This window comes from Temperatibacter marinus (assembly GCF_031598375.1).
GTDB lineage: Bacteria > Pseudomonadota > Alphaproteobacteria > Sphingomonadales > Kordiimonadaceae > Temperatibacter > Temperatibacter marinus.
Genome location: NZ_CP123872.1, coordinates 1,784,429 through 1,807,575 on the forward strand (window position 1 = coordinate 1,784,429; position 23,147 = coordinate 1,807,575).

At 43.7% G+C, this 23,147-nt stretch carries 19 protein-coding genes; 7 read left to right on the forward strand and 12 right to left on the reverse strand.

Going from position 1 to position 23,147, the window contains the following annotated elements:
• Window positions 1-38 precede the first annotated feature (38 nt).
• A complete protein-coding gene (locus tag QGN29_RS07950; protein ID WP_310797319.1) occupies window positions 39-878 on the forward strand; it encodes a mechanosensitive ion channel family protein in 840 nt (279 codons plus the stop codon).
• Between the two features lie 51 nt (window positions 879-929).
• Here the strand turns inward: QGN29_RS07950 and QGN29_RS07955 are convergent, their stop codons facing one another.
• Together QGN29_RS07955 and QGN29_RS07960 are read right to left on the reverse strand one after the other, a co-directional pair.
• Window positions 930-1,781, reverse strand: coding sequence for a D-amino-acid transaminase (locus QGN29_RS07955; RefSeq protein ID WP_310797320.1), 852 nt, complete (start codon window positions 1,779-1,781; stop codon window positions 930-932).
• 21 nt (window positions 1,782-1,802) lie between these two features.
• Window positions 1,803-5,078, reverse strand: a complete 3,276-nt coding sequence (locus QGN29_RS07960) for a S41 family peptidase (RefSeq protein WP_310797321.1) — start codon at window positions 5,076-5,078, stop codon at window positions 1,803-1,805.
• Window positions 5,079-5,233: 155 nt separating this feature from the next.
• Here QGN29_RS07960 and QGN29_RS07965 point away from each other — a divergent pair, with 155 nt between their 5' ends.
• Window positions 5,234-5,881 (forward strand): 4'-phosphopantetheinyl transferase family protein, encoded by a 648-nt coding sequence (locus QGN29_RS07965; RefSeq protein ID WP_310797322.1) that lies wholly within the window; start codon window positions 5,234-5,236, stop codon window positions 5,879-5,881.
• A 58-nt stretch (window positions 5,882-5,939) separates the two neighbouring features.
• On the opposite strand, the gene bfr is transcribed toward QGN29_RS07965, so the two are convergent.
• The 7 genes from bfr to QGN29_RS07995 all read right to left on the reverse strand — a co-directional run bounded on the left by bfr (window position 5,940) and on the right by QGN29_RS07995 (window position 11,387).
• On the reverse strand, window positions 5,940-6,419 hold the full coding sequence (gene bfr / locus QGN29_RS07970) for a bacterioferritin (RefSeq protein ID WP_310797323.1): 480 nt from the start codon (window positions 6,417-6,419) through the stop codon (window positions 5,940-5,942).
• Between the two features lie 267 nt (window positions 6,420-6,686).
• Window positions 6,687-6,866 (reverse strand): (2Fe-2S)-binding protein, encoded by a 180-nt coding sequence (locus QGN29_RS14485; protein WP_375164594.1) that lies wholly within the window; start codon window positions 6,864-6,866, stop codon window positions 6,687-6,689.
• A gap of 144 nt (window positions 6,867-7,010) precedes the next feature.
• Window positions 7,011-7,892 carry a CPBP family intramembrane glutamic endopeptidase gene (locus QGN29_RS07975; protein WP_310797324.1) on the reverse strand — a complete coding sequence of 294 codons (882 nt, stop codon included), beginning with the start codon at window positions 7,890-7,892 and terminating at the stop codon, window positions 7,011-7,013.
• A gap of 63 nt (window positions 7,893-7,955) precedes the next feature.
• Window positions 7,956-8,405 (reverse strand): NfeD family protein, encoded by a 450-nt coding sequence (locus tag QGN29_RS07980; protein WP_310797325.1) that lies wholly within the window; start codon window positions 8,403-8,405, stop codon window positions 7,956-7,958.
• 13 nt (window positions 8,406-8,418) lie between these two features.
• Complete coding sequence (locus QGN29_RS07985; protein WP_310797326.1) at window positions 8,419-9,378, reverse strand: SPFH domain-containing protein; 960 nt, start codon at window positions 9,376-9,378, stop codon at window positions 8,419-8,421.
• A 140-nt stretch (window positions 9,379-9,518) separates the two neighbouring features.
• Entirely contained in the window at window positions 9,519-10,379 is an 861-nt protein-coding gene (locus QGN29_RS07990) for a TIGR02285 family protein (RefSeq protein ID WP_310797327.1), read from the reverse strand.
• Window positions 10,380-10,499: 120 nt separating this feature from the next.
• Window positions 10,500-11,387 carry a LysR family transcriptional regulator gene (locus QGN29_RS07995; protein ID WP_310797328.1) on the reverse strand — a complete coding sequence of 296 codons (888 nt, stop codon included), beginning with the start codon at window positions 11,385-11,387 and terminating at the stop codon, window positions 10,500-10,502.
• A 127-nt stretch (window positions 11,388-11,514) separates the two neighbouring features.
• Here QGN29_RS07995 and QGN29_RS08000 point away from each other — a divergent pair, with 127 nt between their 5' ends.
• The 5 genes from QGN29_RS08000 (at window position 11,515) to mmsB (ending at window position 19,062) form a co-directional block, all read left to right on the forward strand.
• Window positions 11,515-13,020, forward strand: a complete 1,506-nt coding sequence (locus tag QGN29_RS08000) for a CoA-acylating methylmalonate-semialdehyde dehydrogenase (RefSeq protein ID WP_310797329.1) — start codon at window positions 11,515-11,517, stop codon at window positions 13,018-13,020.
• Between the two features lie 66 nt (window positions 13,021-13,086).
• Complete coding sequence (locus QGN29_RS08005) at window positions 13,087-15,873, forward strand: M16 family metallopeptidase (protein ID WP_310797330.1); 2,787 nt, start codon at window positions 13,087-13,089, stop codon at window positions 15,871-15,873.
• An 80-nt stretch (window positions 15,874-15,953) separates the two neighbouring features.
• Entirely contained in the window at window positions 15,954-17,093 is a 1,140-nt protein-coding gene (locus tag QGN29_RS08010; protein WP_310797331.1) for an acyl-CoA dehydrogenase family protein, read from the forward strand.
• A gap of 2 nt (window positions 17,094-17,095) precedes the next feature.
• A complete protein-coding gene (locus QGN29_RS08015) occupies window positions 17,096-18,148 on the forward strand; it encodes an enoyl-CoA hydratase/isomerase family protein (protein ID WP_310797332.1) in 1,053 nt (350 codons plus the stop codon).
• A 17-nt stretch (window positions 18,149-18,165) separates the two neighbouring features.
• Window positions 18,166-19,062 (forward strand): 3-hydroxyisobutyrate dehydrogenase, encoded by an 897-nt coding sequence (gene mmsB, locus QGN29_RS08020; protein WP_310797333.1) that lies wholly within the window; start codon window positions 18,166-18,168, stop codon window positions 19,060-19,062.
• Here mmsB and QGN29_RS08025 read toward each other — a convergent pair.
• The 3 genes from QGN29_RS08025 to QGN29_RS08035 all read right to left on the reverse strand — a co-directional run bounded on the left by QGN29_RS08025 (window position 19,059) and on the right by QGN29_RS08035 (window position 23,055).
• The gene (locus QGN29_RS08025) at window positions 19,059-19,799 is read right to left on the reverse strand and encodes a hypothetical protein (RefSeq protein WP_310797334.1); all 741 of its coding nucleotides are present in this window, start codon (window positions 19,797-19,799) and stop codon (window positions 19,059-19,061) included. The genes mmsB and QGN29_RS08025 overlap by 4 nt on opposite strands.
• Window positions 19,800-19,899: 100 nt before the next feature.
• Complete coding sequence (locus QGN29_RS08030; protein ID WP_310797335.1) at window positions 19,900-20,649, reverse strand: hypothetical protein; 750 nt, start codon at window positions 20,647-20,649, stop codon at window positions 19,900-19,902.
• Window positions 20,650-21,129: 480 nt separating this feature from the next.
• Window positions 21,130-23,055 (reverse strand): alpha/beta hydrolase family protein, encoded by a 1,926-nt coding sequence (locus tag QGN29_RS08035; protein WP_310797336.1) that lies wholly within the window; start codon window positions 23,053-23,055, stop codon window positions 21,130-21,132.
• Between the last annotated feature and the right edge of the window lie 92 nt (window positions 23,056-23,147).

Consider the following 23,147-nt stretch of genomic DNA (forward strand, 5'->3'; position numbering starts at 1 on the left):
TCTACTAAGAATGTTTATGGAAGGAAGAGGAGTTGAGTATGGACGAAGAAGTTAAAGCAATGGGCGATAAAGCTCAGGAGTTGTATGATGCGGCCATGACCACTGTTACAACATACGGTCTCGATGTTGTTGCAGCTATTGTGACACTAATAATCGGTTTTTGGATTGCAAGACGGGTGCAGAATTTTGTAGCTGCGCTGCCTAAGAGGTCTGAGAAATTTGACCAGACAGTAGCGAATTTCTTAGCGTCCATAGCTCGGTATGCCGTTATTGCAGTGACTTTGCTCGCGGTTCTTGAGAGGTTTGGTGTTCAGACAACAAGTCTTGTTGCCTTACTGGGTGCCGCAGGTTTGGCAATTGGCCTCGCATTGCAGGGGACACTGTCAAATATCGCAGCAGGCGTGATGTTATTGATTTTCCGCCCATTCAAAGTCGGACAATTTGTTGATATTGCAGGCCATACGGGCGTGGTTAAGGAGATTAGCCTCTTCACCACAGACCTAGATACAGGGGATAATGTACGGATCATCATTCCTAATGGTTCTGTCTGGGGCAGCTCAATTCAGAATTTCAATTATCATAACACTCGTCGCATTCAACTTGTATACGGTATTGATTACGGGGATGATATTGATAAAGCCATAGAAATTATTTCGAGGGTCGTTAGTGCAGATGAGCGCAGTTTAAAAGATCCTGACAAAGTGGTCGCTGTAACGAACCTTGGAGACAGCAGTGTGGATATTATGGTGCGAGTTTGGTGTCAAAGTGGTGATTTTTGGGCGTTGCAGTGGGATTTGTTAAAGGCAGTGAAAGAAGCCTTTGATAAAGAAGGAATTAACATTCCTTATCCTACTACAACAGTCCTTAAGGCCGATTAAAGTTTAAAAGGAGAGGCATGCCTCTCCTTTTTTGATCATTCCCTTAAAGGGTCACTCTAAAGTCTCTAGAGCTTGTTTTATATAAATCTCTCTTAATCTTTTTGAGATAGGCCCTGGAGAGCCTTTACCGATTGAGGTGTGCTCAATTTCTACCACTGGAAAAACGAATGTACTTGCACTTGTGATAAAGGCTTCATCGGCTTCTTGCGCCTCTTGCGGAGTGAAGCTACGTTCAATCACCTTAAGCCCCACCTCTTCTGCAAGGGAGAGGACGGCTTTTCTCGTAATGCCGTGTAGAATATCGTTCGAGAGTTTTCTGGTGATGATCTGATCATCTTTCACAATATACGCATTGTTCGATGACCCTTCTGTGACAAGGCCGTCCATAACAAGCCATGCATCGTCTTTCTCTGCTTCACTGGCGGCTTGTTTTGCGAGAACCGGAGCCAACAGCTGAATGGTTTTGATGTCACGCCGCCCCCACCGTATGTCATCTACAAAAATTACTTTAATGCCCTTTTCGGCAGCAGGACTGTTCAGAAGAGATTTTGCCTGTGTGAACATCACAAGAGAAGGGTTTACATCCTTTGGGAAACCAAAATCCCTATCAGCGGCTCCGCGGGTTACCTGAAGATAGACAAGCCCCTCTTGCAATCCGTTGAGGGCAATCAATTTTTGCATGATCGCTGTAATTTCAGCACCTGACGCAGGGGCCTCCATCTTCAGTTCGTTAAGAGAACGCTCCAGGCGAAGAAGATGGGCAGTATTATCGACAAGTTTACCCTCAAGAACAGAAGAGACTTCATAGACGCCATCAGCAAAGACAAATCCTCTATCAAAAATTGATATTTTTGCATCTTCCTCTGGTAGAAAGTCTCCGTTTACATAGACAGTACGGCTCATTATGAATACTCCTGAAAAAGCTTACTTTGTGCCTTTATCTAATTGTTCAAGCATTAATTCAACTGCTTTTTTTAATTGCTCATCGTTGCCGCTTAAAACATCCTCCGGGCGAAGGTCTACACGGACATCAGGGTCTAGATGGTCATTCTCCATGATTGTTTTTCCGTCAGGTCCTAAGATTGCTAAGTTTGGTACACCAAAGATCACATCGCCAGAGACAGTACGTTCCCACCAGACATAACTGCAGGTTCCAGGGACTTGCTTACCAACTGTCTTTCCGACATTAATTCCGCTATAAGCGGCAGGGAAGCAGTGGCCGTCTGAATAATTCCCTTCATTCATGAGAAGGATAGATGGTTTTGTCCAGCGCGTAAGAGGCTCCCCCTGAGCTTTCATCCCAAAAGGCATATTCGTCATATAGCGTTTCCCAGTGAGAAAGACGATCAGATCATTGGTCAAGTCACCGCCGCGGTTCCATCGACTGTCGACGACGACTGCTTCTTTCGTGAAATGTTTGCCCATTAATTTGCTGTAAGTATTTCTATAGACGCTGTCAGCCATGAAGGGGAGGTGCACATAGGCCAGTCTGTTCCCTGAGAGTTTTTGAACCATTGCTTCCATACGGTCTACCCATCGCTCATAGCGCCAAGAAAATTCTGCTCCAAGAGAAACTGGTTTCATTACAATATCGCGTACTTCGGGTAGGGCTTCTCCGACAGCTGGTTTCTGAATAGTAAGTCGAACACGGTGTCCTGTTTTATTATTCAGAAGACCCCAAGGGTTTACATGGGCTGTTAGAACCGTGCCATTGATGGCGGTGATTGTATCATTCACACTGATGTTCAAGTCAGCTTTAGCCAGCGGTCCTTCAGCAAATATATGTTTAATAATAAGGCCTTTTGATTTGTCAGGGTCAAATAAAGCCCCAAGTGACGGTGTGCTATCTCCGCTGAGAGGCCCTCTGTAGCGTGCACCTGTGTGAGAAGCGTTTAATTCACCGAGCATTTCACTCATTAATTCTGCAAAGTCACGGTTGTTGTTGAGAGACTGGATTTTAGGGGCGTAGGCAGCCTTCATCAAATCCCAATTAGCCCCGTGAAGCGGCTTGACACTCTTCAGGAATTTATCCGCAACCTGTTGCCAAATATGCTCAAACATTTCAGCGCGCTCTTGAGCAGGGTGCAGCAAGAAAGTCGCTTGAACAGGGACAGCCTTTGGTTTTTTGCTTGAAAGGTTGACCATTGAGAGGCGGCCATTGGCCATCACGAGTAAAGACTTTCCATCAGAGCTTAATTCCATAGATGCGCTGCGAGCCTTGAGTGGGAGCATTATGGAAGTGCTGTTTTTCTTGAGATCGTGAGACCATAGATCATACCCATTCGCGCCGCGCATAAGATAGTATAGAACCGTTGCCTTCTTATTTAGAAGGGCAGAGCTGAGAGAACCAGAATGAATGGTCAGGCGGGCTTGGCGTTTCTCAAAATTCTCCCACTGGATATCTATCTTTGGCGTTTCCTCTTTTTCTGTATCTTCTTTCTTCTTATTGTCAGAGTTTGACTCTTTCTCCTTCATATCTTTTTCACGGTCTTCAGCCAGTTCAGTATCTTCTTTACTCGCTTTGAAAGCATCAAACGACTCTTGATCAAGGAATTGTGCAATTATGTCAAAATCAGCTCCGTGACTCCCATGGTCACGGCGGCCAAATCGAGCTGTAGCCCAAGTAATGATTGATCCACTCGAATGCCATCTTGGACTATATTCTGAGTAGCCAGATTGTGTTATGTCTGCCATGTCACCACTACCATCAGCCTTGACAAGAGCGATGTTTGGGAAAAAGAGACGTCCGTTATTTTGAACCTCAATCGCAATCCACTGGCTATCAGGTGACCAAGAGAAGTCAATGTTCCCATCTGTATAATGGAAGGTGTTTTCCCTCGGGATGACAGTCTTGATTTCTTTGGATTCATCATCGAAAATCATCAGAGTGTCTCGGTCTCCAATGAAAGCGACTTTCTTACCATCAGGCGATACAACAGGTCGGAAGGCATGACCTGGGCCGACCTCGTTTTCTGGACGATCAATCAGAACTCTTTCAGTTGTCCCCGTTGAGGCGAAAAAATATTTCTCCTCTTCAAAAGTTAAACGGCTCTCATAGATACGCCATTTTCCGCCTCGTTCTGAAGAGTAGAGCAGGGTTTTCCCGTCTTCGCCCCAGCTTAAGCTGCGCTCTTGGGCCCCAGTTTGTGTGATTCTGCGTGACGTGGCATAGTCGGTACTTGTCACATAAACATCACCACGAGCAATAAAGGCAATTTCTTTACCATTTGGCGAAAGCGCGAAACTTGACATCATTCCTGCGGCTGGAATTTTTACTTCTTCGCTTCCAGCGATGTCAGCAGCAATTTTAACGGAAACATATTTGGGCTTTCCGCCGTCTTTAAGGGTAAACAGACTGCCCAAGTGATCGTAGGCCATTAAGCCTGATTTTGAGCGGGATAAATTTCGCACGGCATGGTTTTCATGAGAGGACAAGCGCTTCTTTTTACCGTCTAAGTCTTGTTTCCAAATGTTAAAGGTGCCGTCCTTAGCACTCGTATAATAGAAATTTTTGCTGTTCTTCCCCCAAACAGGATCCTGATCCCCAACGGCTTCTTCTGTGAGGCGCTTGTGACTACCATCAGCCTTGCTGTAAAGCCAAATATCGCGGGTAAAGCTGCTTGTGTCATGTTTCCTGTAAGGGTCCTCAAGCCCTGTTTCTCCGCGGTAAAGAATATGACTATCGTCTTTGCTATATTTAGCATCGGAGGCCGGAGTTGTAAGGACCATGGTTGGCGCACCGCCAGAAACAGAGATTTCATAGAGTTCCGAAGCTCTGGTAAAGCCCATGACAGATTTTGGAGCATCTTGACGAGTGCTAGAAAAGAGTATTTTTTGATTATCTGAAGAGAAATCTGAAGGGATGTCATTGGCACTATGATGGGTTATGCGCTTTGCAGTACCTCCGTTCGCGGGCATGATGAAAACATCCATATTACCGAATCTATCACTGGCAAAGGCGATGCTTTTGCCGTCTTTTGACCAGACGGGGTGGCCATCCCATGCTTTATGTAATGTCATGGGGACGGCTGTCCCCCCTTTGCTTGCTACTTTGAAGATATCGCCTTTATATTGGAACAAGATTGACTTGCCATCTGGGGAAATAGCGGCGCCTCTATACCAGTCACTATTAGTGTCTGCACTCATGGTTGTTGTTGTCAGTATTGCAGCAAGTGATAGTGATGTTAGAATTTTCTTCATTTAGCCCTCCCAAAATTAGATAAAAACACCCTAAGTGTTTATTCACATCATAGCAAACCTATTTATAGGTAAGAGCGTGGACTGTTTTTTCTTGATGAGGGATATATTTATAGTAGCATGCGGTCTACCCCTTTTTCGCTGAGAGTTGTACCGCAATGACCGCACTATTATCTCTATATGTAAGAGAGATTGAAACGGAGACCCTCGATCTCACAGTCTTGTCAGAAGACGAAATGTCTCGCTTTGGCAGAATGAGTGCTGAATCAGGTGCCGCTTTTGCCCTAGGGAGAATGATTTTACGTCGGTCTCTCAGCAAAATTCTTAGATGCTCTGCAGAAAATGTCCCTTTGGTCAAACAAAAGGATGGGTCAGTGAGATTAGAAGGGGCCTTAGCCCCCGCCTTTTCGCTCTCTCACAGCGGTGCTTATGTTGCTGTTGCACTATGCGAACAATCTATGAAGTTAGGTCTTGATCTGGAAGATATGAAGCTTCAACGCGGGGATTTCAGAAAGATCAGCAACAGATACTTTAACAAATCAGAACAAAACTATTTGGCCAGCTGTGAAAACCCACGGAATTCTTTTTATCAGTTGTGGACGGCGAAAGAGGCACTGGTCAAATTGGATAGAGGCGCAATTGCGCAGTATTTAGGAGGGGCAGAACTTTGTGTAAAGGGCCACATCCTCCACTTGATCGGGGTTACGCCGAAAGGCACGGAAAACCCTATTTTGAAGTCAGACGTTATGGATGATTTGATTTGGACCATTGCTGCTGACAGACCTTTTGACGTGGTCTATAAATAAAAAGCCCCACTGCACTGCGCTGCACTGGGGCTGATGGTCGTCTGAAGAATAAAAAGATCTAGCTTTCTATATCTCCCATCATACTCTGGCAATAATTTTGCTCGCCAACACGTTCGATGAGGCTCAGCTGTGTTTCAAGCCAGTCAATATGCTCTTCTTCACTTTCAAGAATTTCTACACAGAGTTCACGGCTTGCAAAGTCTTCCACTTTTTCACAGTGTTTGATGGCTTCTTTCAAATCTACATGGGCGCGGTGTTCCATATCCAGGTCGCTTGAAAGCATTTCACTGACTGTTTCACCAATATTTAATTTCCCGAGATCCTGATAGTTTGGAATGCCTTGAAGGAATAGGATACGCTCTGTGAGTTTGTCAGCATGCTTCATCTCATCAATGCTTTCCTCAACTTCTTTATCGCCGAGTTTGTCGAGACCCCAATCCTTTAGGATCTTCCCGTGAAGGAAATATTGATTAATTGCGGTCAATTCATTGTACAAAATTTTGTTTAAGTGCTGAATAACACCTTTATCGCCCTTCATGGCTGTCTCCTATATTTGTTTGAAAAGAATATAGCCTGATCGGGTGAGTTTTTCAAGAGGGAATTTGGAAAAAGTCGTTTAAAATCAATAACTAATAATGATTATGAGAGTTAGTCTTAAAAGAGAGATCGTGAAGTGGGTCGGCCGACAGCTAGATAAGAATGCGGCTAAGAATGACTATAAGTTTCTCGAAAGAAGCAAAATGTAGGGCGTGCCTGAAAAAGTTATTTTTCAAGTTGAAATATGCTTAAAAGGGTAGGGGAGATTTTATTGTTTAGAATGGTGGGCTTGATGACCGCGGATCATATCTTTGATCTGACAAGTACATTTTCCGCACTGTGCTTTGCAATCATGAGATCGATAGACACGGGACACGCTATTTGCCCCGCTTTGAATTGCCGACTTTACATCTCTATCAGTAATACCATTACACAAACATACGTACATAGCTTCTTCATCCACTCTTAAAGAATCGCTTGATAGTGCGAATGATTATTAAGTACAATAGTGAGCCGAGACCGTCAAGCTATTAATAATGGTTCTTACTATTATTATTAACGAGTAAGACGGTCTGGCTAGAAAATAAAGAGATTACATCCCTTCACGTTTTGCTCGCCGCCAGAAATAGAGGGCAGCCATAACGACAACGATTGGCATCATGACACCAAATTCATCGACATAGAGGTGGGTTTCAGCCCCTTTCTGTGTGAGGGGTGTGAATATGCCTTGGATGAATAAGTTGTGACTGGCATGCAGGATCGCTGCAGGCCATAGGCTTTTTGATTTAAATGTGAGATAGGCATAAATAGGGCCCATCGCTGAAATGCTTACGGTGAAAAGTGCGAGTTGAAGATAAAAATTTCCTTCGCCGTTGTTGTAATCTGTAAAGAGGATTGCTGGCCAGTGCCACATACCCCAGATCAGGCCACTTAAAACAGCCAGTTGTCCAAAGGACATGACTTTTCGCATTTCCCAAATCATAAAGCCGCGCCAGCCAATCTCTTCACCCAGTGCTCGAGAGAGTGAAGCGATAACACCGAAACTCGCGAGCAACAGCACAAAAAAGAGAGTTGCAACGATATTTGTCTCTCCAGTCCCAATTACATTGCTGGACCAATCAGCGAGTGTCTTAGGGTTAGGAAAGCTACTGTCCCCTAGTTGAAAGAGCCAGATCGGGGCATAAATGAGTGTCCCATATACAATCGGCAACCACCATGCCATCCAGTTCCATTTCCATTCACCCCAGCCCCATGGCAGGTCGCTAATTTTTCGCTTGATAATGAGACAAGTGAGAAGAGCGGCAATCCCCGGTGCCCACATCACACCAGCCACAAGCATGCGTGACATTTGCCCCATATTGATCATCAATAAGTTATAGACGGCACTGAGACCGATCATGATAAGCATAAAAATTACGAGATTGCGCCAAGCTTCTTGGCGTTCAGTGCTATTATCTGTTGGTACATCAACCATAAAAAATCCCTCCCCAGAGTGAGGAGGGACTGTAACTGAGCTAGGACGGTTGGTCAAATTGGCTTATTCTACAGCCAGTTCTGTGCCGTTTACGTCAGCAACGGTAACACTGTCACCTTTTTTCTTATCAGGCCCTGTTGCGAGCCAGAGACTGTCACCGACTTTAACTTTTCCCTTGCCATTCTCAATAGGAACAACAACAGTCACTGTGCGACCAATCATACTATTGCCGCGTTGGTTCAGGGTCTCATTTTCAGAGGGGATATCGCCTTGTTCCTTAATAACACGGCGCCCGACCATCACAGAGGCGACGGCAAGGAGTGTGAAAATGAAAGTTTGCATCTCCCAACTTAAATCGCTGAGCACAAAAACTAGTCCTGCCATGGCACCTGCAGCGATACCAAGCCAAAGAAAAGCGATACCTGGCGCCAACATTTCCAAAAACAGAAAGAGGAAGAGGGCGACCAGCCACATCCAGTGAGTGAAACTTAATTCTAAAACAAGTTGTTCCATGGGGTCCATCCTCCTAAGTCCTTGGAATGCCGCTAGAGCTTGTCTCGGCTTTTTTGTCAGATCCTATATCTTTTAAGAGTTCCCCGATGCCACCTATTGATCCGATCACACTGCTGGCTTCAAGAGGCATAAAGACAAGTTTTTGATTGTTGCTCTCTGCAAATTTCCCTAGGGTTTCCACATATTTCTGGGCAACGAAATAGTTGATCGCTTGACTGTCGCCTGAAGAAATGGCGTCGTTGACCATGCGGGTTGCATTGGCCTCCGCTTCTGCTTCTCTTTCGCGGGCTTCAGCATCTCTAAAGGCCGCTTCTTTTCTGCCTTCAGCTTCCAGGATAGCAGCTTTCTTTTCGCCCTCTGCTCTTAGAATTTCAGATTGCCTCTGCCCTTCAGATTCCAGAATAGCTGCACGTTTGTCACGTTCTGATTTTAGCTGGCGCGCCATTGCATTGACGATATCCACGGGAGGTTCGATATCTTTCACTTCAACACGTGTCACTTTAACACCCCATGGATTGGTAGCCTCGTCAACGACAATCAGAAGTTTTCCGCTGATTTCATCTCGTTTTGAGAGAAGATCGTCCAGGTCCATGCCGCCGACAACTGTTCTCAAATTTGTTGTCGATAAATTCATTATAGCCAATTCTAGGTCGTTTACTTCATACGTGGCCATTGAGCTATCTAAGATTTGGAAGAAAACAACTCCGTCTATGCGGACCATTGCATTATCTTTGGTAATCACTTCTTGGGATGGAATGTCTAAAACACGTTCCATGACGTTAACCTTAGCGCCTATGCGATCAATGAAAGGAATAATAATATGAAAACCAGGCTTTAAGGTGCGGGTGAATTTACCCATCCGTTCAATAGTATATTCATAGCCCTGTGTTACAACGGTTGCAGCCATGAATATGGTAATGACCCCGACAAATAATAGGGTAAGTGCTAAGGCTGAAAAACCACCAAAATCCATAAAAACCTCCTCCTGATTTTATTATTTTTGCGTCCGAACTTAAGAAAGTTCAGATCTGTTATAAACTTTAGATGGGGATTGTGATGGTTTTTTTCAAGTCAAAGGAAAATATCTATAGGGAACAGATAAAAGAGAATGTTTTATTTTTTCTTATTGTAAAAGGCGGGATAGGCGCTTTGCATTAAGGCAATATCCTCTGGGGTGGACCAATATTCCATAATCTTTTGAAACTCTGGCTTTGTGCGATGTTCAGACAAAAGCTTATTGATCTCATGGATTGTTTTTTTTCCCCACTCAGATTTTGTACAAGCGACATACCCACTAACAAAGAGAGGGAGTTCTTTGATCGGCAGGCCAACTAAATCATGACTGCTCTGCTGCACTTCGTTGACATATTTTTGGATTGAGGGGTATTCAATGGTGTAATCAATGCGCTTCTTTTTCATCATCATAAAGATGCCTTCTACTGCGCCAGCCCCGTATCGATAAAAGATTTTCTCTTTATGTTGATCTAACACTTTATCTAAAAGCGGATGGAAGGCCCGCTGCGCGACTAAGCCAGCCTTTAGGGTATCAGAATGGGAGAGAAGATCTTCTAATGAGATACTGGCACCAAGTTTATAGCCGAGTATGTTTTCAATTCGAGCGATATTTTCTCTAACGAAGAAAAGCCGGTGGTGTGCATTGAGAATTGCAGGCATAGAAAAATAAAGAGATTCGGTACGTTTTGTATTTTTCAACATTACAGAACAGACAGGTCTGCCGTTTGTCATGTCATTCAATATACGTGAGATGTTAGCCTCATAACTCTCGTGACTGTATGTAGGAAGATGTTTTTCAAGGTAGCTAATAAATTGATCTACTGTGCCCCGACCTTTATGAGTTCCTCGAAGGATGAAAACAGGGGGGATATGGAATTTCCCCCAGATAATTGTATTGGTTTTCAGAGAAGTATCTGATGGCGATTGCTCAAAAGCCTTTCCATTTTGGGCTAGTCCCAAACAGAGACTAAGTCCAATAAAGGCAAGGAGAATATACTTACAACCACACATCATGAGGGAATCAGACCACTATTTCCTCGATTAATCAAGTCTTTTGTGCCGGGAGATGGTCCTATCATTTCAACCCCACAACAAGGTTTTTTCTTGTTTAAACAAAGTTTGGAGATAGCTATAGACGGATTCCACACGGGCAAGCGGTCTAACGTCTTCGTGAACAAGCATCCAAATATCCCTTTCTAAATAAATCTCTTCTGGAAAGAGTGCTGTAAGGCCGGAAATTTTATCTGCTATAAATGCAGGGAGAAGAGCAAAGCCAAGGCCGCTGGCGGCGGCTTGCGCTTGGCCCGTTACATTGGTACATCTGAAGATCACCTCAGGATTTGGAACGCGGTCTTCCAGTAGTTTTAATTCTGGATAAGATTGTAGATCGTTCACGTAGGCGATAAAGGGGTGCCCTTTAAGGTCATTGGATGTAATGATAGGGGCTTGTTTGGAAAGATAGCTATTGGCTGCATATAGTTTCAAACGATAGGAAGCTATTTTTGAAATGAGCATTTTCCCCTGTCTAGGGCGCGAGAGAGTTATTGCAATATCAGCTTCTCTCTTTGAAAGGGAGACTGTGCGTGATTCAGCGACGAGTTCGAGTTCAATTTTCGGATATCGGGCAAAAAAGCTATGCAGTCGTGGACTGATGAATTGACTGCCAATGCCTTCGGGCGTTGCTAGTCTTACCGTTCCTGACATGACCGTATCCTGACCGGCTATTTCTGCTTGAAGCGCCAGGCTTTCACTTTCCATTTTTTCAGCATAGGGCATGAGTTTTTCCCCAGCTTGAGTGAGAAGGTAGCCTTTTGGCAATCGAACAAAGAGTTGTTCTTCTAGTTCTTTTTCTAAGCTGGTAATGCGGCGCGAGACTGTTGTATGGTCTACACCTAATCGCTTAGCTGCGTTGTTGAGTTTACCTGTTCGTGCTACAGCCAAAAAAAACCTAAGATTATTCCAATTCATAAAGCTCGCCTCAATAGTTGTGTGCATATATGCAGAATAAGTATGCAAATTATCTTAATGACATGCATTAATGCAATACTATATAACATTTTCAAATACAATATTTCGATATTTAGGAGAATCCGTCATGTATGAAGTTCACCATTATGTTAACGGGACTGTTGTTCAAGGAAAGAGCAATCGTTTTGGCCCGATTTTCAATCCATCAATCGGAGAACAAATTGGCAAAGTTGCTCTAGCATCAAAGGAAGAAGTTGAAAATGTTATTGCAGCGGCAGAGGCTGCTCAACCTGCTTGGGCCGCCCAGTCTGTGGTGAGGAGGGCGCGCATTCTACAAAATCTTGTGACTATTCTTTACCGTGAGAAGGATAACCTTGCCAAGGCTCTGTCTCGTGAGCACGGCAAAGTCTTTTCCGATGCCCAAGGTGATGTACAACGCGGCCTTGAGGTTGCTGAATTTGCTGCTGGTATGCCGCATCTTCTGAAAGGCGAGTTTTCTCAGAATGTTGGCGGTAATATTGACATGTATAATGTGAGAAGCCCTCTTGGAGTTGTTGCAGGTATTACCCCCTTTAATTTTCCAGCGATGATTCCCCTTTGGATGAGCTGCATTGCAATCGCCACAGGCAATGCTTTCGTCATGAAGCCTTCAGAAAAAGATCCAAGTGTTCCAATGCTTTTAGCTGACTGTTGGAAAGAAGCCGGTTTACCAGACGGAATTTTTAATGTTGTACACGGCGATAAAGAAGCTGTTGATACAGTATGTACAGACCCGCGTGTCAAAGCGGTTTCCTTTGTTGGCTCTACCTCTATTGCTAAATATGTTTACGAAACAGCGAATGCTCACGGAAAGCGATGCCAAGCAATGGGCGGTGCCAAAAATCATATGGCTATTCTGCCTGATGCAGACTTGGAAAAGGTTGCGGATGCTCTTATCGGGTCAGCTTATGGGTCTGCGGGAGAGCGTTGTATGGCAATTTCTGTTGCTGTCTGTGTTGGCGACGATGTCGCTGATAAACTTGTCGGAATGCTTAAGCCACGCGTTGAGAGTTTGCATGTTGGCCATTCAATGGACCCTAAGGCTGAAATGGCTGCGCTGGTTACTTCTGAGCACCGCGCAAAAGTAAAAGGCTACCTGGATCTTGCAGAAGAAGAAGGAGCAACTCTCGTCGTTGATGGTCGCGGTTTTAAGATGACCGAAGAAGGTTTTGAGAATGGCTACTACCTTGGGGCTACATTAATTGATAATGTGACCGCAGAAATGAAGTCTTATAAAGATGAGATCTTTGGGCCGACTCTACAAATTGTCCGTGTAAATACACTTGAAGAAGCCATTGCGCTTCCGAGTCAGCATGAATATGGCAATGGTACATCAATATTTACAGCGAGTGGAAATGCGGCGCGAGAATATGCAAATCGTGTGGAAGTTGGTATGGTTGGTGTTAATGTGCCAATTCCTGTACCCCTTGCTTTCCATAGCTTTGGCGGCTGGAAAAATTCTGCGTTCGGTGATATTAACCAGCATGGAATGGAAGGTATTCGTTTTTACACAAAGACAAAAACAATCTCTCAACGTTGGTTAAATGACATTACTGCAGGCGCAGAATTTGCAATTCCGACTTTGAATAATTAAGCTACTAAGGGCGAGGAGGAATTCTCGCCTTATATTAATATCATTACACCCAGCGAGGAGGGAAGAATGAAGCTTAAAGCTATTCTACTAGGGACTGTTGCAGCTGTCACATTGTCAGCATGTACACCAGAAAATACAGAACAGACGAAAGACACACCCGTTGTAAAATCTGCTGTTTCTGATATTGAAATCCATATTCCATATAAAAAGTTCACTTTAGACAATGGTCTGCGTGTGATTGTGCATGAAGACCGGAAAGCTCCGATTGTGAATGTTTCTGTATGGTATCATGTGGGATCAAAGGATGAGCCAAAGGGCAAAACTGGTTTTGCTCATTTATTTGAGCATCTCATGTTTAATGGATCCGAAAATTATAACGATGAATATTTCAAGCCTTTTGAAGATGTCGGCGCTACTGAAATGAACGGAACAACTTGGTTTGACAGAACCAATTATTTTCAAAATGTTCCAACGCCGGCTCTTGATATGGCCTTGTGGATGGAAAGTGACCGGATGGGTCACTTGCTTGGTGCGGTCACTAAAGAGAAATTAGATAATCAACGCGGCGTTGTTCAGAATGAGAAGCGTCAAGGCGACAATGCGCCGTTTGGCAAGACAGAGTATCATCAGCTTGAGGGTATGTTTCCTTTGGGGCACCCTTACCGTCATAGCACCATAGGATCCATGGAAGATCTAGATGCAGCATCGCTAGAAGATGTAAAAATGTGGTTCAAAGAATATTACGGTGCCGCTAATACAGTGATTGTTTTAGCCGGTGATATTGATGAGGCAACTGCACGGGAGAAAGTGCAAAAATATTTTGGTGATATTCCAGCAGGCCCTGCTTTAAGAAAGCATAAACAGTGGGTACCGACCCATAGTCATAACACCATTGAACAAATTACAGATAAAGGAGCACCGAATACACGGATTAACCGTGCTTGGGCTATATCTGGTCGCACGAGCAAGGATGCGCAACTCATGCGCGTTGCAGCTAGTGTTCTTGGTGGAGGGAAAAATAGCCGCCTCTATCAAGCGCTTGTTTATAAGAACCAGCTTGCTTCTGATGTTTCTGTTTCTATGCAGCCTTTCGAACTAACCAGTTTGTTTGAAGTCCAAGTTGACATTAAGCCTGGAGTGGAGGCATCTGCAGTAGAAGAAATTTTAAATGCTGAGCTACAAAAATTTCTTGAAGAGGGGCCAACAGCAGAAGAAGTTGTCCGTTCCAAAACCAAAATTATTGCAGGCGCTGTTAGAGGTCTCGAGAAAATTGGTGGTTTTGGGGGTAAGGCGACAGCCCTTGCACAGGGAGAACTCTATGCGGGTACTCCGTCCTTTGCGACTGATAGTTTAAGGTGGATTGCTGTTACCACGCCTAAAGCAATTAAAGATATTGCAAATAAAGAGATTGGTGGTGGATATTATCAGCTGACGACTGTCCCTGAGAAGAAATATTCTGTGGCTTCTGAGGGGGCTGACCGCTCTGCGCTGCCGTCTGTTGGTAAAATGCCTTCTCTGGCATTCCCTGAGATTCAAGAAACGACCTTATCGAATGGCATGAAAGTGATGCTTGCTAAAAGATCGACTGTTCCTGTTGTGAATATGAGCTTACAGTTTGATGCTGGATATGCAGCAGATTTCGGTAACAAACTTGGAACAGCTAGCTTCACCTTAGCGATGCTTGATGAAGGGACTGCAACAAAAACAGCGCTGGAGATTTCAGCAGAAGCAGAATCTTTGGGAGCAAACATCAATAGCGGCTCTAACTTGGATATGACATCTGTTAGTCTTTCCACGTTGAAAGTTACGATGGATCAATCGCTTGCTCTTTATTCAGATGTGGTTAGAAACCCGAAATTCGATCAGACCGAGATGGATCGTCTTCGCAAGCGTTGGCTTGTTGGGATCACTCAGGAAAAAGCAAATCCTGTTCAACTTGGGCTGCGTACATTGCCAGGTCTTCTATACGGTGATAACCATGCATATTCCTTGCCCTACACAGGGTCCGGCACGGAAGAGTCGATTACTTCCCTCACACGGGAAGATATGATGGCTTTCCATTCTAATTGGCTACGTCCTGATAACGCAACAATGGTTGTTGTAGGGGATGTCACCATGGAAGAATTGAAACCTGCTCTTGAAAAAGCTTTCGGCGATTGGTCGGTTCCTGCGAGCCCTCTGCCAACAAAAAATGTGGCAAAAGTGGCAGAGCAAAGTAAAGGCCGAGTGATTATCATGGATAAGCCCGGCAGCCCTCAGTCTCTCGTTCTTGCGGGCCATCTTATTCCTGGAAAAGGAGATGCTGAAGCGTTGAACGTAGAAATGGCAAACGACATTCTCGGCGGTGAATTTACGGCGCGTGTCAATATGAATTTGCGCGAAGATAAAGGATGGGCCTACGGTGCTTACACCATTACATTCGATGCAAGAGGCGAGCGCATGTGGTTGGTTTATGCTCCTGTTCAAACCGATAAGACCAAAGACGCTTTGGCTGAACTCAAGAAAGAAATTATTGAGTATAAGACATCACGTCCAGCGACTGAAGCTGAACTTAATCGCTTTGTAACAAGTAAAATCAACAAACTGCCAGGCCAATATGAAGGTGGAGGTGCTGTATTAGGTTCTTTGACATCTAACCTTAGGTTTGGTCGTGCGATGGATTATGTAACGACGCTACCACAGCGGTATCAATCAATGGATATCAGCTCGATTAAAGCTGCCAGCCAGGCTTTTGATCCAAGCAAATTAGTTTGGTTGATTGTTGGGGATCGAGCGAAGATCGAAGCAGAAGTGAAAGCGCTTGGTTTTGGCGATGTTGAAATCTGGGATACGAACGGTAATAAACTGAACTAAATCCCAACACTATAGGTCTCAAAAATCTAGTGGCGCGCTGACAAGAGCTGGCGCGCCTCTTTGTATCATAGGAAGAGAATATGGATTTTAATCTGAATGAAGATCAACGTGCGATCCAGGACATGGCACGTCAATTTGCCGAAGACGTCTTTTATCCAAATGCTGCTGAGTGGGATGAAAAGAAGCTATGGCCTAGCGATGTTGTCAAGCAAGCTGGTGAACTTGGTTTTGGCTCGATTTATGTTTCTGAGGAAATGGGCGGATGTGCACTCTCTCGTGTTGAAAGCGCTCTTATTTTTGAACAGCTCTCAAAAGGGTGCCCTTCCACAGCAGCAATGATTTCCATTCATAATATGGCTACTTATATGATCGATAGTTTCGGAAATGAAACGGTTCGGAAAAAATATGTGCCAGCTCTTTCTACTCTTGAGACGTTGGCAAGTTATTGCCTAACGGAGCCTGGGGCTGGTTCTGATGCTGCGAGCATCAAGACAAAAGCCGAGAGAGATGGGGATGACTATATTTTGAACGGTACAAAGGCATTTATTTCTGGTGGTGGAGTATCGGATGTTTACGTAGTGATGGCCAAGACCAGTGATCAAGGCGCAGCAGGGATTAGCTGTTTCGTTGTAGAAAAGGACACGCCAGGCCTTTCGTTCGGCGCCCAGGAAAAGAAAATGGGCTGGCGCAGTCAACCAACTTCAATGGTGATGTTTGATGAGTGTAGGATCCCAGCTGAGAATTTAGTAGGCGATGAAGGTCAAGGCTTTAAAATTGCCATGCAGGGCTTAGACGGCGGCCGCTTAAACATTGCTGCCTGCTCCATTGGCGGAGCTCAACGTGCTCTGGATGAGGCTATCGTTTATACTAAAGAAAGGAAGCAATTTGGAAAAACAATTGCTGCTTTTCAAGCGACACAATTTAAGTTAGCGGACATGCAAACTGACTTAGAAGCGGCTCGCTTAATGCTTTATAGTGCTGCGCAAAAAGTCTCTAACAACACATCAGATGCAACCGCTTCAGCAGCTATGGCAAAGCGATTTGCTACAGATGTAGGCTTTGACATAGTTAACGATGCGCTGCAACTGCACGGTGGCTATGGTTATATTCAAGAATACCCTATAGAGCGCATCTTAAGAGACCTAAGAGTGCACCAAATTCTTGAGGGAACCAATGAAATTATGCGGGTCATTATTGGCCGCGATTTGCTGAAGGACTAGCTATGACAGATGAAGTCTTATTTTCTGTAAGAAATGGCATTGGGTTTATTACATTAAATCGCCCAAAAGCGTTGAATAGTCTAACGCATGTTATGGCAAAATCTATTTTAGATCAGCTGGCTTTATGGAAAAGTAACACTAGTGTAACTGCTGTGGTGGTCACAGGGACAGGCGACAAAGCTTTTTGCGCGGGCGGCGATGTTGTAAAAATTGTTCAAGACTATCATGCGGGTGGTACGGGATGGCGTGAATTTTTCAGAGATGAATATCTGATGAATATAGCAATCAATGAATTCCCCAAACCATACATTAGTTTTGTAGATGGGATTACCATGGGCGGCGGGGTTGGCGTATCTATTCCGGGCGAGTTCTGGGTGGCCTCTGAGAAAACAATGTTTGCTATGCCAGAAACGGGCATTGGTTTTTTTCCTGATGTTGGGGGCGGGTGGTTTTTACCAAGATTACCCGGTGCGGTAGGTAACTATTTAGGCCTCACTGGTGCTCGCTTGAAACAAGAAGATTTATACGCTCTAGGCCTGGCAACTCATGTTATCCCTTCAGAACATGTTGATGCAGTGATAGCTGCGCTCGAAAAAACAGAAATTACTGGTAGCGCTGATGTGCAAGAAATTCTAGAGGGCTTTCATCAAAGTCCTGACTCAGCGCCTATCGCAGCAGTGATGGATGATATAGACCATGTGTTTGACGGATTTACGGTAGAAGATATTCTTGCGGGACTACGCGAACTTGGGACTGATTGGGCACAGAAACAGCTATCAATTCTTGAAAGTAAATCCCCCCTAGCTTTGAAAGTGACATTCGAGCAGCTAAAGAGGGGAGCTGGGCTTTCTTCTTTCAGTGAGAATATGAAAATGGAATACCGCATGGTCGTCCGCTGGATGGCAAAGGGCAATTTCCATGAAGGGGTTCGTGCCCTTCTTATCGATAAAGACAACTTACCTGTTTGGTCTCCGGCAAACCTCAAAGATATCGAAGAAGAGGATGTTTATTCATTTTTCGAGTCATTTGATGCCCGTGATGATGAATTATTTTAAGGGAAGAAGGAAGAGAAATGACACAGACAATTGGATTTATTGGCCTTGGAAATATGGGGCTCCCCATGGCAAAAAACCTGTTAAAAGAAGGCTTTGCTGTGAGAGGGTTTGACCTTTCTGATGAAGCGCGAAACGGCCTTGAAGTAGCAGGCGGTTCAGCATTTACATCTGTTGCTGAAGCAGTGACCAATGTAGATGCTGTGGTAACAATGCTTCCCAATGGGGCCATTGTAAAAAATGTTTATCTAGGGAAAGAAGGTATTCTTGCCTCAATCGATGAGAAGACTTTACTTATAGATAGTTCCACCATTGATGTTCAATCTGCTCGCGATGTTATTGCGGCTGCAGATGAGAGAAATATTCAGATGATCGATGCACCAGTTTCCGGAGGAGTTGGGGGTGCAGCAGCTGGCACCTTAGCCTTTATGGTCGGAGGTAAGAAAGAGGCTTTTACGAGAGCTGAGGCTATTCTTGCGCCGATGGCAGGGAAAATTGTCCATGCAGGCGGTCCTGGAAATGGTCAGGCAGCAAAAATTTGTAATAACATGCTGTTGGCAATTACTATGATTGGCACTGGGGAAGCGTTCAATCTGGGCCGTGCTTTAGGGGTGGAAGATCAGGTCCTCTATGATATTATGTCTAATGCTTCTGGCCAAAGCTGGTCTTTAACGTCCTATTGTCCAGTTCCTGGGCCTGTCCCAACAAGTCCAGCAAATAATGCTTATCAGCCTGGATTTGCTACCGATCTCATGTTGAAGGATCTTGGTCTGGCTGTAGAAGCAATAGAGACAGCAGGTACAGAAACTCCCTTAGGCAAACATTCTCATGATTTGTATAAAGCTATGGCCGCAGATGGAAATGGCGGTGTCGATTTTTCAGGGATGATCAGCTATCTTGCAGATCAACAGAGCTAATATCTGAAATAAGCATTACTAAGCAAAGTCTTGAGTGAGCCATCACGGATCATATGATTAAGTTTTAGATTAAGCTTTTGAAATTGATTTTCTGCGTCTTTATGGCAAAGGAATTTCTCTTCAGATTTCCAGATAGGGCCTTGCCTTAAATCGAGAGGCGGCATGTTTTTATATGCCTCTTGATCTAAGGATAAGTCGGGCATGTTGACATAGCCTGCATGGATCCGCTTCTTTTTCAATAAATTCGCCAGTGATTTATAGGTTTTAATCTGCCGGATCGAATATTTCTCACCCACATACTCATAAAGTAAAGAGAAGCCAACTGTGCCCAATATTGGAAGAGAGTCATTATCAGCCAGCTCTAAGTCCGTTTTAATAATATAACCGGCGACTTGATTGAATGAGGTAGAGAGGAGAAACTTTGTTGGGTCCAGCTTGTAATTATCTATGAGATAATGGGAAGCAGGTGCGATACAGTCTGATTGTTTCCGAATAAATTCTTTATGGGCTCTTCTTTGAGAAGCTGTGCGCCATTCACCAATGATTTTTTCATCTTGCAGGTGTTTAAACAACTTTGCGTAAGCAGCATCTGCGTGGTCAGTAAGTTTGGGAAGATCAACAACAATGAGCCTAAGCCTTCTGTCATCCGCGAAAGTTTCTTCCGCACGACTTTCCATAAGACCGAAGAGAATGAGCATAAGGCTCGCAAGAAAATAGTGATATTGAATGATACGCATAAGGGTATTTTTACATTGAAATCGTTTAAGAAAGTTTAAAGTTCTTGATAGAATATGTTTTACAATGCCTGAAGCATAGATAATTCCCTTTATCGCCCATCTATTGATTTAGGAATGAGGGGCCGATGGTTGGAACATTATAAGCATTCCCCAATAGGGTAGACAAACTACCATTCTTGTGGCTTTGCGCAATGAAGGCGGAAATTTTGGCTATATTAACAGGCGCGTCTTTATGGCAGATAATCTGTTCTTTTCCTGTCCAAACTAAAGTACGCGCGGAGGTCATTTTACGGGTAAGAGCTGCTGCTTTAGGGATGTTGATAATGTCGGGATAAATGATATAGGCTGCATCCAATCGGTTCTTTTGAACCAATGTTAATAAGCGAAAATAATTTCGAATTGAAATTGCTTTATAGGTATCCTTTTGAATACCATATAGATTGCCGCTTCCAACAGTGCCAATGGTGGGCATATCCTTTGTCAGATTCGTCATATACTGAGTAGATCTATACAGATAGCCAGAAGCCTCATTGAAGGCGGTTGAGATTGTATAGTCTGTTTCATCAAGATCAAATTCATGAAAATGTTGCATGGATGTCGGGCCAAGGCAATGGGCCTTTTTATTCCAAAACATACGGCGTGCGCGGCGGATAGGAGCGACGACCCAAGATTTTAAGTGGCCTTCATTGACTAAGTGCTGAAAAAATTTGGCATAGGGTCCTTGTTGATCTTCGCCAATTAACCCTTCTAAATCGAGGATGACAAGGTCAGGAATGTCATCATCCGAGAAAGCTCGAGGAGAGGGAAGGCTATGTATCAGGATAATAAAAATGATCGTTAGTCTGAACATAAAGGACCTATAGTTATGGATAGTAGATCAAATATGGCTCAAAAATTTGTGGAATACTAGAAGAAAAAGTCTGCGGTATAAGGATCACTCTCTTACACCGCAGTTATTCGGTCGATGCTTTTGCAGACTTCATAAGCATTATGCTGCTGATTGAAAGCGTTTAACACGGCGCTGGCGACGGCGTGAATATTCGCCAGCAGTTACAGAATGGCCATTCAGTCTGGCATATGTATTTTTCTGAACAAGTTGTACAAACATTTATCTATCCTCATTTTATTATAATTTACTGTCGTTATTGTTAAGGTGTAGCCCGTTCTTTTATTCGACTGACTTACCCTTTAAATATACAGCTGACTTTCCGGTATGACAAGATCAGTCCATCGCAGATCACCCACAGATAACCGCAGAAAGACTGCGGTAAAACGTTCTGTCGTACATTTTACCGTTAGTCCTTTTCAGCACTGCGGCTGTCTTTAGAGGTTATTTCAGATGCTTCTTAAAGAATTTTTCCAGCTCAGTTAGAACTGTCATTCTTGCATTCACTGTATCCATATGATGACCGCCGTCTTCTATAAGCACAAAGGTAGATTTTTTCCTAAGCTTCTTACTCAGCTGTCTTGTCCACTGATAATTTATACGTGCGTCATCTTTCGATGAAATGAGAAGAACTGGGACTTGAATCTTCTTATATAAATGATAGGGCGAAACAGTTTTGTCATTGGCCCCTTCCAGTCCCATTGTTTTAATCCATGAACTACCGCCAATAAATTTTTTATCGTTTAATTTCATCTTGGGAATGTCCGTCACCCCGTTAATCGAGGCGGCACATTGATAGAGGGCTGAGTTTTGAATGATTCCCATTAGGGCTGCATAACCCCCATAAGAATATCCTGCGATGCATATTTTATCTTTTTGAGCAATTTTATTGTCAATAAGCCACTTGGTCGCATCGGTGACATCTTGCTGCATTAAGCCGCCCCACTGATTGTTCCCCATCCTTTGATAGCGATAGCCATATCCACTGGACCCTCTGAAATTTGGTTGAAGCACAGCATAACCTCGATTGGCCAAAAACTGAGCAGTAAATTCCCAGTGCGCTGTGTCCCTTGATTGAGGGCCCCCATGGGGAAAGACAATTGTTTTGAGATTTTCAGTTTTCCCTCTCGGTAAGGTGAGGAAAGCTGGGATGGAAGATCCGTCCGAGACAGGGATCATCACTTCTTTCACAGATGCCATCTCTTCAGGTTTGATGTCGGGCCGAATGGGGCTGATCATACTCAGGTGCTTTGCAGGGCGATTATAGTAATAATAGACCCCTGGTTGACGATCATTTGAGGCGAATAAAATATATATCTGTTGGCCTTGAACTTTATCAACAATGCGTATGTTGTCCATTTTTAAGGCTTTTTGAGCAATTTTTTGAATGCGATTGAACTCTTTATCAAAATATACATATTGATTGAAATCTGTGGTGTAGGCATAGCCTACAGGTTTTCTCGTATAGGGATGCATAAGGAGGCTGTCGGCATCAACTGAGTTATGTTCAAAAAGTGTTTCTGTAATTTGGCCGGTAGCGATGTTAATTTTATAGAGGCCGGTTGTATCATTTTTTACATGCCCTGACATATAAGCGTAGCTTGGGTCCTCATCGAAAACAATAAAGTCAAAACGCTCCAAATAGGTTTGTTTGCTAAGGTCAATCCAATTTCCATTGGGAAGACGAAGCTTAGAAATATATTTTCCCTTGAGGCGATCATATCCATATCCATAAGAGACCTCGTGGTCTGAATTAGTGGCCCAATATTGAATGCCCCTTACGCCATCATTTACGATGGTATAGGCACCCGTATTGATGTTAATTTTACGCACCTCATCTTGAGCATCAAAATCACCATCAAGGGCGAGCAAAATAAAATTCGGATCTTTCGGTAAGAGATCAATAATATCTGTTTGAAATTGAGCAGGCGGATATTTCTTCCTATTCGCGATCCAGCTCCCTTCGCCCTTTTCATCAGCTGGGCGAACAATCCATTTAGGGTTCTTCATATCATGATCGATAGCAAGAAGGCGTGTTTCTTGTCGCATGACACTGCTGCCTCTTACTTTGGTTGTCATTTCATAGCCGATTAGAAGCCGAGAATTGTTACCCCACCAAAAAATGGCGATATCCGATTTATCAATGGGAGGAACAATATTAAATTGGCCTGTTTCAATATTTCGAACGACGAGAGATTTGCGGCCTTTAATTACAGAAATATAAGCAAAATTTTTACCGTCAGGGGCTAGCTTAAGGTTAGAAACTGTTGGAAGTTTTGCAAAGCTGGCGAGAGGTAGTTCTTTTGCTAAAGTTGGAATAGAGAGAGAGGCTATAAAAATAAGAAATGCAAATATTTTAAAATTTATCATATAATCACCTATAAAAAATAAACTAATGTTAAATATATCGGATGTAATAATATACGCAAGAGTTGATTATATGAATATATATTCACTTAATT

Excerpts from the sequence above, each read along its gene's own strand:
- QGN29_RS08005 (WP_310797330.1), top strand. The coding sequence starts at position 13,087 with ATGAAGCTTAAAGCTATTCTACTAGGGACTGTTGCAGCTGTCACATTG.
- QGN29_RS07980 (WP_310797325.1), bottom strand. The coding sequence starts at position 8,405 with ATGGAACAACTTGTTTTAGAATTAAGTTTCACTCACTGGATGTGGCTG.
- QGN29_RS07960 (WP_310797321.1), bottom strand. The coding sequence starts at position 5,078 with ATGAAGAAAATTCTAACATCACTATCACTTGCTGCAATACTGACAACA.
- QGN29_RS07950 (WP_310797319.1), top strand. The coding sequence starts at position 39 with ATGGACGAAGAAGTTAAAGCAATGGGCGATAAAGCTCAGGAGTTGTAT.
- bfr (WP_310797323.1), bottom strand. The coding sequence starts at position 6,419 with ATGAAGGGCGATAAAGGTGTTATTCAGCACTTAAACAAAATTTTGTAC.
- QGN29_RS07965 (WP_310797322.1), top strand. The coding sequence starts at position 5,234 with ATGACCGCACTATTATCTCTATATGTAAGAGAGATTGAAACGGAGACC.
- QGN29_RS08030 (WP_310797335.1), bottom strand. The coding sequence starts at position 20,649 with ATGTTCAGACTAACGATCATTTTTATTATCCTGATACATAGCCTTCCC.
- QGN29_RS08015 (WP_310797332.1), top strand. The coding sequence starts at position 17,096 with ATGACAGATGAAGTCTTATTTTCTGTAAGAAATGGCATTGGGTTTATT.
- QGN29_RS08000 (WP_310797329.1), top strand. The coding sequence starts at position 11,515 with ATGTATGAAGTTCACCATTATGTTAACGGGACTGTTGTTCAAGGAAAG.
- QGN29_RS08035 (WP_310797336.1), bottom strand. The coding sequence starts at position 23,055 with ATGATAAATTTTAAAATATTTGCATTTCTTATTTTTATAGCCTCTCTC.
- mmsB (WP_310797333.1), top strand. The coding sequence starts at position 18,166 with ATGACACAGACAATTGGATTTATTGGCCTTGGAAATATGGGGCTCCCC.
- QGN29_RS08010 (WP_310797331.1), top strand. The coding sequence starts at position 15,954 with ATGGATTTTAATCTGAATGAAGATCAACGTGCGATCCAGGACATGGCA.
- QGN29_RS14485 (WP_375164594.1), bottom strand. The coding sequence starts at position 6,866 with ATGTACGTATGTTTGTGTAATGGTATTACTGATAGAGATGTAAAGTCG.
- QGN29_RS07955 (WP_310797320.1), bottom strand. The coding sequence starts at position 1,781 with ATGAGCCGTACTGTCTATGTAAACGGAGACTTTCTACCAGAGGAAGAT.
- QGN29_RS07985 (WP_310797326.1), bottom strand. The coding sequence starts at position 9,378 with ATGGATTTTGGTGGTTTTTCAGCCTTAGCACTTACCCTATTATTTGTC.
- QGN29_RS07975 (WP_310797324.1), bottom strand. The coding sequence starts at position 7,892 with ATGGTTGATGTACCAACAGATAATAGCACTGAACGCCAAGAAGCTTGG.
- QGN29_RS08025 (WP_310797334.1), bottom strand. The coding sequence starts at position 19,799 with ATGCGTATCATTCAATATCACTATTTTCTTGCGAGCCTTATGCTCATT.
- QGN29_RS07995 (WP_310797328.1), bottom strand. The coding sequence starts at position 11,387 with ATGAATTGGAATAATCTTAGGTTTTTTTTGGCTGTAGCACGAACAGGT.